Origin of the sequence: Nitrospira sp. (genome assembly GCA_029194535.1) — a bacterium.
In the GTDB taxonomy this organism is placed as follows: Bacteria; Nitrospirota; Nitrospiria; order Nitrospirales; family Nitrospiraceae; genus Nitrospira_C.
This window is the reverse complement of record JARFXR010000001.1, coordinates 81,033-94,944: the sequence shown is the minus strand read 5'-3', so window position 1 is coordinate 94,944 and position 13,912 is coordinate 81,033. Positions and strand designations below refer to the sequence as shown.

Annotated in this window: 13 protein-coding genes; all 13 read right to left on the bottom strand. The window is 61.7% G+C overall.

The window, feature by feature from the left end; translation table 11 throughout:
* Nucleotides 1–7: 7 nt before the first annotated feature.
* The 13 genes from P0111_00370 to P0111_00310 all read right to left on the bottom strand — a co-directional run bounded on the left by P0111_00370 (nucleotide 8) and on the right by P0111_00310 (nucleotide 13,844).
* On the bottom strand, nucleotides 8–1,162 hold the full coding sequence (locus tag P0111_00370) for an ABC transporter permease (GenBank protein MDF0642455.1): 1,155 nt from the start codon (nucleotides 1,160–1,162) through the stop codon (nucleotides 8–10).
* Between the two features lie 17 nt (nucleotides 1,163–1,179).
* The gene (locus P0111_00365; GenBank protein MDF0642454.1) at nucleotides 1,180–3,156 is read right to left on the bottom strand and encodes an ATP-binding cassette domain-containing protein; all 1,977 of its coding nucleotides are present in this window, start codon (nucleotides 3,154–3,156) and stop codon (nucleotides 1,180–1,182) included.
* 61 nt (nucleotides 3,157–3,217) lie between these two features.
* The gene (locus P0111_00360) at nucleotides 3,218–4,321 is read right to left on the bottom strand and encodes an efflux RND transporter periplasmic adaptor subunit (GenBank protein MDF0642453.1); all 1,104 of its coding nucleotides are present in this window, start codon (nucleotides 4,319–4,321) and stop codon (nucleotides 3,218–3,220) included.
* A 154-nt stretch (nucleotides 4,322–4,475) separates the two neighbouring features.
* Nucleotides 4,476–6,785 carry an efflux RND transporter permease subunit gene (locus P0111_00355; GenBank protein MDF0642452.1) on the bottom strand — a complete coding sequence of 770 codons (2,310 nt, stop codon included), beginning with the start codon at nucleotides 6,783–6,785 and terminating at the stop codon, nucleotides 4,476–4,478.
* Entirely contained in the window at nucleotides 6,725–7,252 is a 528-nt protein-coding gene (locus P0111_00350) for a biotin/lipoyl-binding protein (GenBank protein MDF0642451.1), read from the bottom strand. The genes P0111_00355 and P0111_00350 overlap by 61 nt, the downstream gene beginning before the upstream one ends.
* Nucleotides 7,253–7,288: 36 nt before the next feature.
* The gene (locus P0111_00345) at nucleotides 7,289–7,477 is read right to left on the bottom strand and encodes a DUF2892 domain-containing protein (protein ID MDF0642450.1); all 189 of its coding nucleotides are present in this window, start codon (nucleotides 7,475–7,477) and stop codon (nucleotides 7,289–7,291) included.
* A 168-nt stretch (nucleotides 7,478–7,645) separates the two neighbouring features.
* Nucleotides 7,646–8,440 (bottom strand): sulfite exporter TauE/SafE family protein, encoded by a 795-nt coding sequence (locus P0111_00340; GenBank protein ID MDF0642449.1) that lies wholly within the window; start codon nucleotides 8,438–8,440, stop codon nucleotides 7,646–7,648.
* A 16-nt stretch (nucleotides 8,441–8,456) separates the two neighbouring features.
* Complete coding sequence (locus P0111_00335; GenBank protein MDF0642448.1) at nucleotides 8,457–9,035, bottom strand: FAD/NAD(P)-binding oxidoreductase; 579 nt, start codon at nucleotides 9,033–9,035, stop codon at nucleotides 8,457–8,459.
* 127 nt (nucleotides 9,036–9,162) lie between these two features.
* The gene (locus tag P0111_00330; protein MDF0642447.1) at nucleotides 9,163–9,618 is read right to left on the bottom strand and encodes a hypothetical protein; all 456 of its coding nucleotides are present in this window, start codon (nucleotides 9,616–9,618) and stop codon (nucleotides 9,163–9,165) included.
* 449 nt (nucleotides 9,619–10,067) lie between these two features.
* Entirely contained in the window at nucleotides 10,068–10,763 is a 696-nt protein-coding gene (locus tag P0111_00325) for a hypothetical protein (protein MDF0642446.1), read from the bottom strand.
* Between the two features lie 136 nt (nucleotides 10,764–10,899).
* The gene (locus tag P0111_00320; protein ID MDF0642445.1) at nucleotides 10,900–11,889 is read right to left on the bottom strand and encodes an SUMF1/EgtB/PvdO family nonheme iron enzyme; all 990 of its coding nucleotides are present in this window, start codon (nucleotides 11,887–11,889) and stop codon (nucleotides 10,900–10,902) included.
* Nucleotides 11,890–11,930: 41 nt separating this feature from the next.
* On the bottom strand, nucleotides 11,931–12,875 hold the full coding sequence (locus tag P0111_00315; GenBank protein ID MDF0642444.1) for an SUMF1/EgtB/PvdO family nonheme iron enzyme: 945 nt from the start codon (nucleotides 12,873–12,875) through the stop codon (nucleotides 11,931–11,933).
* 42 nt (nucleotides 12,876–12,917) lie between these two features.
* The gene (locus tag P0111_00310) at nucleotides 12,918–13,844 is read right to left on the bottom strand and encodes a carboxypeptidase regulatory-like domain-containing protein (GenBank protein MDF0642443.1); all 927 of its coding nucleotides are present in this window, start codon (nucleotides 13,842–13,844) and stop codon (nucleotides 12,918–12,920) included.
* Between the last annotated feature and the right edge of the window lie 68 nt (nucleotides 13,845–13,912).

Below are 13,912 nucleotides of genomic sequence, written 5' to 3'. Positions count from 1 at the left end.
CTTCCCGTCAGGCTTTTGGCCGCTTGGTGAACAGCCGATAGGTGATGAGCCAAAGTGCGGCTGCAAAGATCGCCAGCGCCGCCACGTCGGGCCACAAGACGTCCAAGCCGACTCCCTTAAGAAAACTTCCGCGCACGATGTCGGTGTAATACATGCCGGGGAAAAGATGGGCTTGAAACCGAGCTCCTCGGCTCAGTGAAGCCACGGGCACCAGCAAACCGGAGAACAGGATGGTGGGCAGTATCGCCAGGACCATCGTGATGATCAGCGCGGCCATTTGGGTCTGGACCAACAGCGAAATCAACAGGCCGATTCCGGTGGTGCAGAGGATGAAGAAGACGGAGGCCGAATAGAAAAACAGGAAGCTGCCCTTGAACGGGACATCAAACAGCAGGACGGCCATCAGCCAGAGCATGCCGACGTTGAGCAGGGAGACGGCGATGTAGGGGAGCAACTTCCCGGCGAGGAACTCGGCTCGGCTCACGGTAGAGCTGTAAATGTTGTAGATCGAGCCGGTTTCCTTCTCGCGCACGAGGCCCAAGGCGGTCAGGAGCGGCGAGGCGAGCATCAGGGTAAACATGACGAGCGCCGGCACCATCGACCAACTGCTTCGGACTTCTTCATTGTAGAGATACCGCACCTCCATGGCGACGGGCCGCACCGCCCGCCCGGCTTCCTCGCGCGATACCCCCCGGGTGCGGCTGACATAGGCGCTGACCAGGTTCTCGGCGAACGCCTGGTTGATGGCGATGATATAGCCTTTCGCGATATCGGTCTGCAGCGGGAAGGTGCCGTCGAGAAGGATTTGGACCGACACCGCTTCTCCTCCCGAGAGTTGTTCCTGAAACCGTTCCGGCACGATGAGCGCCGTCCGGATCTTCGTTTCGGTCAGCAGCCGGTCGAGGTCCCGTAGGTCCGCCGCGTGGCCGCGATAGGAAAAATAGCGAGACTGCATGAACCGATAGACGTAGTCCCGGCTCATCTGGGTTTGGTCGTGATCGATCACGGCGAACGGAATGTGTTCGACGTCCATCACAAGACCGTACCCGAACACCGTCAGCCAGAGCGCGGGCAGGAGAAAGGCCAGACCCAGGAACAGCCGATCCCTGGTCGTCTCCTTCCATTCCTTGAGCGCCACCGCTGTGATGCGTCGAAGATTCATGAGTCGAGGCCTGGGGTTTACGAGCCGCGTCGAGCCGACAGCGTCTCCGGCGCCTGGTGTTCCAAGGCGCGGACGCGGGACACGAACACATCTTCGAGGCTCGGCTGTCTCGTCCGTGCGCCCTCCACGGAGATGCCGCAATCGGACAGCACGGCTCGAATCCGGGCTTCATCCCGAGTCGGGTCCTGTGACAAGAGATGGATGGCCGTTCCCGACAGAGCGGCATGGATCATGCCGCGGTTCGCCAGCTGTGCCAGCGCACGGGCCGGCTGGTCGGTCGTGATTTCGAGCAGCAGCCCCATCTCTCGGACGAGTTCCCGCTTCAAATCTGCAGGCGAGCCTTCCGCTACCAGGCGTCCCGCGTGCATGAGTCCGAGCCGGCCGCAATGTTCCGCTTCGCTCATATAATGGGTCGTCACGAGAATCGCCACGCTCTCCTCGCGGACCAGCTGCGAAAGAATCTCCCAAAACCGTCTGCGCCCGATCGGATCGACGCCGGACGTCGGTTCATCCAGAAACAACACGCGCGGCCGGTGGACCAGGGCACATCCCAGAGCCAGCCGTTGGCGCACGCCCATCGGCAGTTTTCCCGTTCGATCGGTCTCGTAGCCTGTGAGTCCCGCCATGTTGATGATCCAGGCCATCCGTTGTCGCGTCTGCTGACGGGACAACCCGTAAATGCCGGCGAACAGCTGGATGTTTTCGACGACCGTCAAATCCAAATAGAGGGAGAACGCTTGGGACATATAGCCGATGCGTTCCTTGATTGCCCCGCCCGCCTGACGCATATCGGCACCGGCCACCCACCCTTCACCTGCCGTGAGAGGCAGGATGCCCGTCAACATTTTGATGACGGTGGTCTTCCCGGCGCCGTTCGCGCCCAGCAGGCCGAAAATATCTCCGGGCTTCACAGAAAAACTCACCCGATGCACCGCCCGAAAGTCGCCGAAATCTCGGATGAGATCTCGAGCTTCGACGGCCGGACCCTCGAAGCGAGCGCGTGCGCCGTCGACCCGGGACGTGCCCGTCTCGGCACGGATGGCGGGGCGGCCCTGGCGTTCCTGCAGCAGCAGTGACACCACCACGTCTTCTAATTCCGGATCATCCGTATGGGCATGATCGACTGGCAGTCCGTCCAACGTGGCCCGGATCCCCGCGAGCGCCAAGTCGGCGTTCCTTTCGGGACTGAAGACGTGGATGGACGGTCCAAGGGTTTCGACCTGGACGTAACGCGTCTTGAGCCGCTCGACCGCCTCAGTTTGATGGCTCGTTTCGAATGTCACCACCAGACCTTGGGCCAGAGCGCGAATCTCAGACGGACTGCCTGCCGCCAAGACCAGTCCTTTGGACATGAACGAAAGACGGTGAAACCGGACTGCTTCATCCATGTAGGCGGTGGACACGAGCGCGGTCATACCCTTGGCGTCCAACCATTCGGTGAGGATGGTCCAGAAATCCCGTCGGGAAACAGGGTCCACTCCCGTCGTGGGCTCGTCCAGAATGGCCAGGGCCGGCTGGTGAATCAACGTACAAATCAAGGCGAGCTTCTGCTTCATCCCGCCCGAGAGGTGTTTCGTCACCCGCTCACGGAACGGGTCCAGCCGTGTCATGGCCAGCAAGCGGGCTTTGTCTTCCCTCAGCCGTTCTTCCGGGACCAGCCGTAGTCGCGCGAAGAAGTCGATATTCTCTTCGACCGTCAGTTCCGGATACAGGTTCAATCCCAAGCCCTGCGGGAGAAAGCCAAGACGCGGCTTCACCGCTTCGGCGGTCCGCTCGGAATCCACCAGCATGCCGAAGACCTCGATACGGCCTTCCTCATAGGACAGCACGCCGGCGATGGCCTTCATTAGACTGCTCTTCCCTGCGCCGTCGGGCCCGATCAGGCCGTAAATTTCGCCTGGCTTGACCGTCAGATCCACGCCGCTGACGGCCTCGTGCCGCTTATAGCGCTTGACGAGTCCGGAGACGCGGACGACCGGAACATCATGGCTCATGATGGGATCTTTCACTGGGCGCCTGCAAGCGTCGTTACCTCCGGAGATCGGCGCGGTCCGCCTACCGGGGCCGCGCCCATGCCGCGCCGTCGTTCCAGCGAATCACGGCGTCGGCCGGCAGGCCGGGCGTCAGACGATGTGCCGGATTGTTTTTCAGATAGAGGCGGACGGCATAGATCAGCTTGACCCGCTCGTCGGGCGTTTGGATTTCCTTGGGAGTGAATTCGGCTTTGGAGGCGATGTACCGCACGGTCGCCTCGAACGGCTGATCCGGAAAGGCGTCCGTATAGATGCGGGCAGGCAAATCGAGATGGACTTTCCCGATCTGTACTTCCGGGACGTAGACCTGCAGATAGAGTCGATCGAGATCGACCAGCTCGAGGAGCGGCGTGCCGCTGACCACCACTTCACCGACGTCGACCATTCGTGTGGTGACCGTTCCGTCGGCGGGAGCGACGATGGTGAGGTCCTGCAGGACGCTCTGTGCTTCAGCGAACGCCGCGTCCGCTTGATCCCGCTGCCGTTCCAGCGCCGACACCTCGGCTTCCTTTGATCGAATCCGCTGCCAACCCAATTCGGCCTGCCCCAATTCCTTGGCGGCCTGGTCGAGGGCGGCCTTGGCGACAGAGATCTCGGTAGCCGAAACTTTCCATCGGGCTTCGGCCTGGTCCAGCTGCTGCTCCGAGACCGCCTGCTCGCGGATGAGCGCGCGCATCCGCGCTACGTCGCGACGCGCTTCATATTCCACCGCGCGGGCCTTCTGCACGGCCGCATTCGCGCTGGCCACTTTGGCCGATGCGGCTTCTATGCTGAGGGGCACGTCCAGATTCAGCACGGCAAGCTGCGTATGGGCAGCCTCCACCTGCGCGGAGATCGTGTCGACCAGCCTGGCCGCCTGGTCGACCTTGGTCTTCGTCTGTGCATCATCCAGCCGGATGAGGACGGCCCCCTTGACCACCTTCGCACCTTCTCGGGCGGCCAGCTCGACGATGCGGCCGGGAAACTTACTGGCCACCGTGATGTGGTCACCCTCGATGCGGCCGTTCGCCTGAATCAGTCCCTCGGGCAGGCCGGGGGATCCGATGAAACGGGCCAGCACGTATCCCGACAGTCCCAGAATGACTGCGCCGAGTGCGAGAGGCAAAGACGTTCGCGTGATCTTCATGGACAAGAGCGGCCGATGATCATGCGGCGCGATGCCGGACGGCCCTTTCCTGTTCGCATTCGGCGTCGAGTGGCGCGCATGACAGATTGCCGCCGGAACTGTAACACAAGATCGGGGCGCGAGGGGCGCCGTGGTCTCCCGTGCCCTTCGTGCCTCACCTCCGACGTCCGCTCATGTGAAAGTACAACACGGGAATGACGACGAGCGTCAGCAGGGTAGAAGCGCCGACGCTGAACAACAACGAGACGGCCAGCCCCTGGAAGATCGGGTCCAGAATAATGACGAAGGCGCCGACCATCAGGGCGGCGGCCGTCAAGAGGATCGGCCTGGTGCGGATCGCGCCGGCTTTGATCACGGCCTCGAACAGCGGAATCCGCGCCTCTTCCTGGAGTTGAATGAAATCCACCAGTAGGATGGAGTTCCTGACGATGATACCGGCCAGCGCGATGAATCCGATCATTGACGTTGCCGTAAAATACGAGCCGGTCAGCCAATGCCCCGGCAGAATGCCGATCAGCGTGAGCGGGATCGGCGCCATAATGATCACCGGGGTGAGGAAGGACTGAAACTGACCGACGATGAGCAGATAGATCAGCAGCAGCGCCACGGCAAAGGCGATCCCCATGTCGCGGAACGTTTCATACGTGATGTGCCACTCCCCGTCCCACTTGATCGCGATCTTATCCTCCGACCAGGGCTGGCTGGCGTAGTACTGCTCGATCTGATAACCCTCGGCCGGTTGATAGCCTTCCAGTTTCTTCCCGACACCCTGGACGCCGTACACCGGACTCTCCGCCTGCTCGGCGCCGGGACCTCCCACGTCGGCGACGACGTAGACCACCGGCTTCTGATTCTTGTGGTAGATCGCCTGCTCCTGGATGGTGTGCTCGACCACGAGCAGTTCGGACAGCGGCACAAGGCCGCCGGTCTTCGTCCGCAATGCGATCTCCCCGATATGCTCAAGCCCGGTCCGCGCCGTGAGCGGCAATCGCAACATGATCTGCACGGGACTCTTCTCCCGTGGAATATGGACCAAGCCGACGTTCGTCCCCTCCAACGCCATGCGCAGCGTGTTGACGATGTCCTCCGACGGAATCCCCGCGAGCGCCGCCTTCGCTCGGTCCACCGTGAAGAGGTATTTCGCCTGCTCCGCCTCGATAACATCGTCCACGTCCACGACGCCGGGGGTGGATTCCATCACCCCGCGGATCTCCCGCGCGACGGCGAGCTGCCGGCCGTAATCAGGACCGTAGACTTCGGCCACCAGCACCGATAACACCGGCGGCCCCGGAGGCACTTCCACGATCTTCACATTGGCGCCGTAGCGGCGGGCGATCTCCTGTACGTGAGGCCGCATCCGCCGGGCGACCTCGTGACTCTGCGCGGCGCGTTGATCCTTCGCCATCAGGTTGATCTGAATATCGGCCTCGTGCGGCTGCTCCCGCAGATAATAGTGGCGGACCAGGCCGTTGAAATTGAACGGCGATGCCGTGCCGATATAGGCCTGATAGTCACGCACCTCCGGAATCGTGCGCACATACTCCGAGAGAGCCTTCGTCACGCGGGCCGATTCCTCCAGCGTGGTCCCTTCCGGCATATCGATGACCAGCTGGACCTCGCTCTTGTTGTCGAACGGTAACATCTTGACGACCACGTGATGCGTATAGAAGAGCAGGCAGGACCCGATGAGCAACGCGGCAACCCCCCCGAGGAACACGAACGCCAGGATCGGGTGCGTCAAGAGCGGCGAAACTAGGCGGCGGTACAGGCGCGCGGTGAGGCTCTGTTCGTTCCTCTCGTGATCGACCCCCGAGACTGCGGCGCCGGGTCGGTAACAGGTCTGGCAGAACCAGGGAATGACTACGAACGCCACCAGGAGCGAAAAGAACATCGCAATCGAGGCGTTCACGGGAATCGGACGCATATAGGGCCCCATCAGGCCTGACACGAAGGCCATCGGAAGCAGCGCCGCGATGACCGTGAAGGTTGCGAGGATGGTCGGATTCCCGACTTCGTCGACGGCATGGATGGAGGCATCGCGATGGGACCTGAGCCGCAACGTCAGATGCCGGTAGGTGTTCTCAACCACCACAATGGCGTCGTCCACCAGAATGCCGATGGAAAAAATCAGCGCGAACAGCGTGACGCGGTTGATCGTGTACCCGATCAGCATGGAGGTGAAAAGGGTCAGCGCCAGCGTGAGGGGAATCGCGATCGAGACCACGAGCGCGGGGCGCGGTCCGAGCGCGACACCGAGAAAGGCCACGACCGCGACGACGGCAATGAGCAGATGCCACAGGAGTTCGTTGGCCTTCTCCTGCGCGGTCTCTCCGTAGTCGCGCGTGACGGTGACGCGTACATCAGCCGGGATCGTCAGGCCCTTCATCTCTTCAACTTTGCGGATCACGTCGTGCGCCACCGTGACGGCATTGATGCCGGCCTGTTTGGCGATGGCCACCGACACGGCGGGCTCTTCCTCCGTGAAGCGCTCCTCGTGACGGGTATCTCGTCCCGAAACTGGGCGCGGGCCGCGTTTTCCATTTCCTGCCGTGAGACGGCTTGATCTTTCAGCAGAGATTGCATGCGGTGCAGGTGTCCCCTGGCATTCTCCTCTTCCGCCGTGGCGCGCGCCAGATCGGCCTTCACGTCGCGATTGTCCAGCTGAATCAGGATCTGACCCTTTGACACCTGCGTCCCCTCCCGCACGAGCAACCGGTCGATCGTCCCCTGAATACGGCTCGCCAACGTGGCCTGGAACGTCGGCTGAACCTGTCCGGTGACCTCCACTCGGACGGGAACCTGGGCGGTCTTGATGTCCACCACCGCGGACTGAATCACCTCTTGTGGAGCCGCCGATACGACGGAAGGGGCCGGATCGTCCTTGGAGTCGCACCCTGCGAGCAGCATCAGCACGATCAGCCACGGTCTCACGCTCCGTCTCCTCCTCGCTCCTGATCGGCGAACGTCTTATTCCTGCACGCCGAATTTGCGCAACAAGGCCATCATCGGACACCAGCCGCTGAAAGCCGATTGGATGAGGTTGAGGGCCACGAATACGGCAAAGTAATTCCAAGAAGGATGCACCGTGGCGCCCAGGAATATCGCGAGCAGGACGAAGACACCGGCAATCAACCGCAACAATTCATTCAGCTTCATCAGGACTCTCCTTTCCTTCTGCTGATGTGAGGCCAGGAACGGCTCGAAAGATTCAGGGCGGAAAGCGGGAGAAATCACCTGATTGTTTCGACCGTTGTGATGTCCATAGCCTGCCGCCTCTCCGGGACGGCATCGACCGGTGTCCTTCACGGAAGGCCGATGGGAGGTTCATTGTGACAGCCGAAGAATCTTGGCGGTGTTGACCGCGATCAGGGTGACCGCGGTGACGACTGTGATGGAGGCGGTCACTCGACCCATCGTCGGGGGCGAAACGATCTGGCCGAGTCGCGCGCCCAGAAGCATGCCGGCCGCGCTCCCGAGCAGCACGAGCGGAAGTAGGGGGCCATGAAGGACGCCGGTTTCCAGATGCCGGGCCAGTCCGCCCAGGGAAATGATCGCGATGACACAGAGCGACGTGCCCACAGCCTCGCGCGCGGCGAAGCCGGCGAAGAGGGTCAACGCCGGCACGATCAGGAAACCTCCACCCACGCCGAAGAACCCGTTCAACAGGCCCACCGCCAGGCCGAGAGCCGCCAGCTTGAGCCAACAAGCCCTCGAAAATCGGGCAGCACAACTCATGTCAGACTCTGCCTGGGCGGTGCGACTGTGCCGGTGCGTCAGGTACCTGGCCAGCAGTAGCATGATCCCAAACCCGATGAGCAGCACCTCCCCCTGGACAAGTTGATGCCCGTCGGCCCCCAGCCAAGAGCCGATGCTGCCGGTTCCGGAAAAAGCCACGGCGGCCTTGGGTCGCACGAGACCGAGCCGGCTGTAATCCCACATGCCGAACCATGCGGAGGCGGCCACGATCACGAGCGACATGGCGGCAGCCTCCTTGGCCGGAACGCCTGCTAGGTACACCAGCGCCGGCACGGCCAGGAGCGCGCCGCCGGTGCCGGTGGCTCCGAGCTGAAGGCCGATCGGCAGACCGACTGCGATTGGCAAGACCACCTGGCCGATCACGTCAGTGTCCCTTGCGTCACGGCTCGCCTCGTGCGTCTACTCTTGACGCTCCAGCTTTCCGGTGCCGAACGTTTTGACAATCGCCTTCTCCAAGAACGGTTCGCGCACACCCCGGGCCCTTGAGGAAACGCTGATAGGCTCCACAGGCCTGCTCCGCATGATCCACGGTGCAGACCGATTGGGTGTAACCGCTCGGGCCGAGCCCCGGCACCGCCTCGAAATTCAGCTTGGGTCCGGTCTCGATGATCGGATAGTCGTACGGCACTTCCCCATGTGAGGTGATGACCCGATTCTCCTCCGGTTCGAACCGATCCACTGGGGCGTGGACGAATGTGATCCTTTTCTTTTCCAGTACCGGCCTCAACGCGAAACTGATGTCGGTGCGTTTGCGCCATCCCACCGCTACCCAGGGATCCGACGAGACGAAGTGAGACGAGTCCACGTTCGAAAGCACCGTCACCGTGTGCTTGTTGTCCAGCATCGCCCGGGCCTCAAAGGCCGCAGGCAGTCCTCCGATTGCTGCTCCGATAATCGCAATCCGAGCCGTAGCGCCTCTTTGTCCCGCCGCTTCGTGCCACCGGGCCGCCGATGGCACGCGTTCTCGGACGAAATTCTCAACATGCGTATTCTGAGCATTCACCCGTCAAAAGGATTCGTCCATGGATGGGTGCGAGGAGCGCGTGATGGCATCCGATTCTCGCGTTCGCGCTGTCAGCCGATCGCTACCGAGGGCGCGACAATTGATCGGCGCTCAGTCGATACAGGTCATGGCAGGTCGTGCAGCGGGCGGTCATGCTCGACAGGCGCCGCAGGATCTGCTGAGAACTTTCCTTCTCGACGATCGCATCCGCCAGCGCATCCATGTCTCCGTGGATCGACATGCCCATTTGTTTGAACGGCAGGGGAAGTTTGGCCATGATCGCCGGATTGACGTCCGCCGCCATTGCCATCCCCGCCGCCCTCGCCGCTTGCTCTGCGGCCGGCAGGTCCGGCTGCGGCTCCCCGAGGCTTCTGAGGATGCCGTCCACGGCCTTCAGGAGATGGCGCATTTCCCCGAGGATTTGATCGCGCTCTGCGGGAGCGAGCAGGATTTCCGTGCGGCCGTCGACACCCGGTACCGTCCAGCCCTTGACGAACACCCATCCGGCGGCGCCGAGCGTGACCACCCACAGCAGCATCGCGATAACACAGACCTTCCCTCTCATGGAAGCCCGAGAGTGCAAGGAAGAAACCGCAAATTGAGAGCCCGCAGCCGGACGCTTGCGCCGGAAAATCTGGGCGGTTTCGTACCTGAGATCGGAGACAAGGGGAGCCCTGCCCCAAGTCGCGCTCCACGGCTGTTGCAGAAAGGGACAGGAGAGATCACGCCCGCGCCGACGGAGTCGGCGTTCCGGGGACGAAGTCCTTCCTGACCGTTGGAGCGAGGATGAAGGAGAGAAGCAGCGTGCCGCCGGTCAATGAGAGGCCGGCGACGCTGTTGAAGAGAACGGACGGCGACCCAGGGAATCAACAAGGTGGGATGGAGGTCACCGTCCCGCCCTCGTGCGGATGCGTTACCGTTGCCTGTCTCTGTCGTTAGGCTCTGAGCGATGGGAGAACGCCGCTCGCGGACTTTATCGGTGTCCTATTAAAAGCCGATGCCTACGTAGGCGCCCACGGTTCCATAGTTGTTGACGGTATTTGTCGCGCCTGATGCCAAATGGTATCGACCGTCCACCCCGAGCCATAATTCTTTCCACACGCGGACTTCACCGCCGACTCCGAACTGCGCCCCGATGTCGAGATAGTTCGTTTGATTTGAAGGTGGGCTGATCACGTGAAAGTCCAGGCCGACCGGGATGAGCCAAGGCTGGAAGTCGGTCCCCTGTCGGAATTTTATCTTCGGCGCCACGTCGATCGTCAGCATGGTGACCTGGGTTTTGTAAAAAGGAGCGCCGGTCAACGCCGTATCGGAGTTCGCGACGGTTTGTGAGCTAAAGCGATTGTACTCCATGCCGATTTCGCCAAGGATGCCGACTTTGTCCGCCAAGCCCCAGGCGTCTCGCGTCAGCATCAAGTCGGTTCCAGCGCCGATATAATAGCCGGTGCTGTCGTCATTGGATGGGCCGCCGGCGAGTCCATGGACGTTTGTAAACAGCTCCCCTCCCCGACTGCTGTTCAGCGCTGCGAATCCCCCGCGGAAAAAAACCCTGTTGCCTGTCCTCGTCGTCTCTTCCTCAGCAGAAGCCTGCGAGGCACCACAGACAACGACTCCCGCGGCGATTGCAATTCCGACAAGCCACGCTCCAATGGTCCGGCTGCTCTTCCTCCGATGAATCTGCATGATGTCTCTCCTCTTCGGTTGTCGTCGAGGAGCACGGCCCTTCCTTCGAGCGATGCGCTGACATGCGCACGCCGGCCCGAGACATCAGCGTGGTGAATAAGTAATTCACGATGGAGTTCCCGTCATACGTCAGTCGTCATTCGCGGAGACGCGCCATCCGGTCGTCCGATTCGATGGACGATTGTCGATTGACGTTTGACGTTTCCACCGATTTCGCACAGCGGAAACCCATCCAGTTGATCTTGGTGTTCGGATCGGTCCCGTTGCGCATGGCCGCCCGCATCGTCGTGGTGCTGTCCATCCAGCCCCCGCCGCGGAACGCCTTCTGGGTCCCGGTCATCGGACCTGTGGGATTCCGGTCGGGCGCGGTGGCGTAGTAATCCTTGTCGTACCAATCCGCCACCCATTCCGAGACGTTCCCCAACATCTGATACGCGCCGTACGGGCTCACGCCGTTCTCGTACTTGTCGACCGAAATAATCGGCGGATAGAGCAGCAGCCTCTCCGGACGATCCCTCACAGGCCCGGACAGGCCTGTACGGCCGAAGTTCACGCGGCTCAACCCGGCCGGTTGATTACCCCAGGGATTGATCCGGCCGTCTTCGCCTCGGGCGGCCTTTTCCCATTCGGCTTCAGTGGGCAGGCGCTTCCCGGCCCAGCGGCAGTAGGCATCCGCATCGTACCAGGTGACGTGCATGATGGGGTGATGCGCCATCGCCTCCTGGAAATTCCCGCCGTCATAGCGCCAATCCAGTTGCGGCGGGCGGCCGGTGGCGAGGACGAACGCGAGATACTCCAGCGCCGTCACTTCGTACTTGCCGATTTCGAACGAATCCAGGTACACCCGCCGCTGCGGAAGCTCCGACCGGTATGCGACCCGGTCGAACTTCTTGTCGCTGCCCATCAGAAACTCTCCGGCCGGGACCAGCATCATCTCGTCCTTCGTTTTCCAGTTCGCCACCCGGTCTGAGGCGATCTGTTTGCCCTGCTCGGTCCACTCGATCGTGATGTCTTGCGTGTCCAATCCCCAGGCAATGCGCGTCAGACCAATCAGGGCGGCAACAATCAGGCACGCAGTGATCGTCCAGTCCAATGTCCGCCGGCTCTCTAGGATATCTCGTTTCACGATACGGCCTCCTTGTTGTTGCGATGTCCTATAGTGAATGGTCAATGGTGGGTGGAATCAATGTGTTGATTCGATTCTCCGCCTTTCACCATTGACCAATGACCGTTCACCCTCGTCTCTGATCGCGCGCAGCGGAATCCGGTGAGATAACTCCGGCGATCGGGCGCGCCGGCATTCCGTCCGGCCGAACGGGCGACTTCAGGATCCTCGTTCCATGACCCGCCGCGAAACACCTTGTCGGCTCCATGCCGCGGCCCGGGCGGATTCTTGTTCTCGTCACGCTGGTAGTACTCCGGATCGAACCAATCAGCCACCCACTCGCTGACGTTTCCCGCCATCTGATGCACGCCATAAGGGCTCACGCCTCGGTCATAGCGATTTACGTTCGCGAGCGGAGGGTACTTGAATCCACGTTTGGAACCGGGATGCGCGATGTTGCTCTTGAGCCAGCCGGCAGGCTCATTCCCCCACGGGAATACTCGCCCGTCTTCGCCCCTCGCCGCTTTTTCCCACTCTGCTTCCGTGGGCAGCCGCTTGCCCGCCCACCGGCAGTAGGCATCGGCGTCATTCCAACTCACATTGATAACGGGGTGAAGAGCGGCCTTTTCCGGGAAGGGACTCTCGCGCCAGAACTGCGGCCAATCCGCTCCCATGGCCAGGACGAACCGCAGGTAGTCCACGTTCGATATCTCGTAACGATCGATCTCGAATCGGTCGAGAAACACCGAGCGCTGAGGCAGTTCCTGCGGTCCTGCCGCTCGGTCGAGCTTCGGATCGCTACCCATGAGGAACCAGCCGGCCGGCACCTCGACCATGCCTCCCGGCGTGTCCATCGCGGCGAGCCGCTCTGGTCCGTCAAGCGGCGTCCAGAGCGGCGGTTGCTTCGACGATTCGTGATCGGCCTCGGCTGGTGCCGCAGGCGCGCAGAGGCAAATCAAGAGCGCGACCGCCAGTCTCCATTCACTCCTTTGTCCCGTTACCCCCATATCCCGCTACCCCGTTTGCTCCTCTATGCGTCCATCCCCTCTTCAGCGGTCCTGCTTCTCGACCATCGGCTCGATTTCTTTCTGGGTGTCCTCTGTGACGTTGTAACGGACGTACGCATGATCCAGTACCTCGTTCGCGTACAAACGCCCCGTGGGAGCCGGGACCGCGATACGGATTTCCGTCGTCGACTTCGGGTCGATGGTCACCGTTTGCTCAATCGCGCTTCGAATGTAGGGATGCCAGACGACCACCTTATAGGTGCCGGGCGGCACATCAGTCATGGTGAAGCGACCTTGCTCGTCTGTCTTAGCGAAGTACGGATTCGTCACGGCGAGCCCCCAGCTCTCCATGTAGGCGTGAAAGCCGCATTGCATGACGAAGATCCGGCGGCCCTTGCTGAGATTGACCAATTGCTTCATCGGCGCCCCGGCCATGTGTTTGTGGTACAAGGCGGCATCGCTCCGATCCTTGAAGTTGCGCGGGTGTTGCGGGTTCATCGGCAGCGGCACGTTGAACAGGACGCGCGGGCCCAGGTGGGAAGTCTCGTACGCCTGAATGTCGTGCATGACCGGATCCATGTTGACGACCGTCACCGTCTGATCGTCTCGCACGACGGTCGTGAACGGATTGAAGAGGCAGTCTTTCGCCTCGATTTGCGGCAGCCCCCTGTCCTCGAACGGCTTGCCTTTGTCGATCCCCTCCAAATAGACCACCACCTCACGGAACTCGCCGATCGGCCCGACCTGAAACGGTTGCAGGATGCGCCAGCCCTGCCCGTCGGAAATGCGCCCGCAATAGAACGGGTCAGGCAACGTCGTGAGGTTGTACCCCTTCGGCTTGGGAACATTCCCCTCGAGTGTCACGGTCCCGGTCACCGTGCCGCCTTCTGCAACCGTGATTTCTTGATAGGCGAAGGCTGTGCCGCTCAGGCAAGCGACCATCATCGCCATCGCGATACTGTGTTTCATGCGCATAACTCCGGCCTCCCCTTCTCAAACCAGCGCTGAGTAGTGAAGTTCGAAAACTTGCATTGTCC

Coding starts and splice junctions, on each gene's coding strand:
- P0111_00370 (MDF0642455.1), bottom strand. CDS start 1,162: ATGAATCTTCGACGCATCACAGCGGTGGCGCTCAAGGAATGGAAGGAG.
- P0111_00365 (MDF0642454.1), bottom strand. CDS start 3,156: ATGAGCCATGATGTTCCGGTCGTCCGCGTCTCCGGACTCGTCAAGCGC.
- P0111_00360 (MDF0642453.1), bottom strand. CDS start 4,321: ATGAAGATCACGCGAACGTCTTTGCCTCTCGCACTCGGCGCAGTCATT.
- P0111_00345 (MDF0642450.1), bottom strand. CDS start 7,477: ATGAAGCTGAATGAATTGTTGCGGTTGATTGCCGGTGTCTTCGTCCTG.
- P0111_00330 (MDF0642447.1), bottom strand. CDS start 9,618: ATGCTGCTGTGGGTGGTCACGCTCGGCGCCGCCGGATGGGTGTTCGTC.
- P0111_00325 (MDF0642446.1), bottom strand. CDS start 10,763: ATGCAGATTCATCGGAGGAAGAGCAGCCGGACCATTGGAGCGTGGCTT.
- P0111_00315 (MDF0642444.1), bottom strand. CDS start 12,875: ATGGGGGTAACGGGACAAAGGAGTGAATGGAGACTGGCGGTCGCGCTC.
- P0111_00310 (MDF0642443.1), bottom strand. CDS start 13,844: ATGAAACACAGTATCGCGATGGCGATGATGGTCGCTTGCCTGAGCGGC.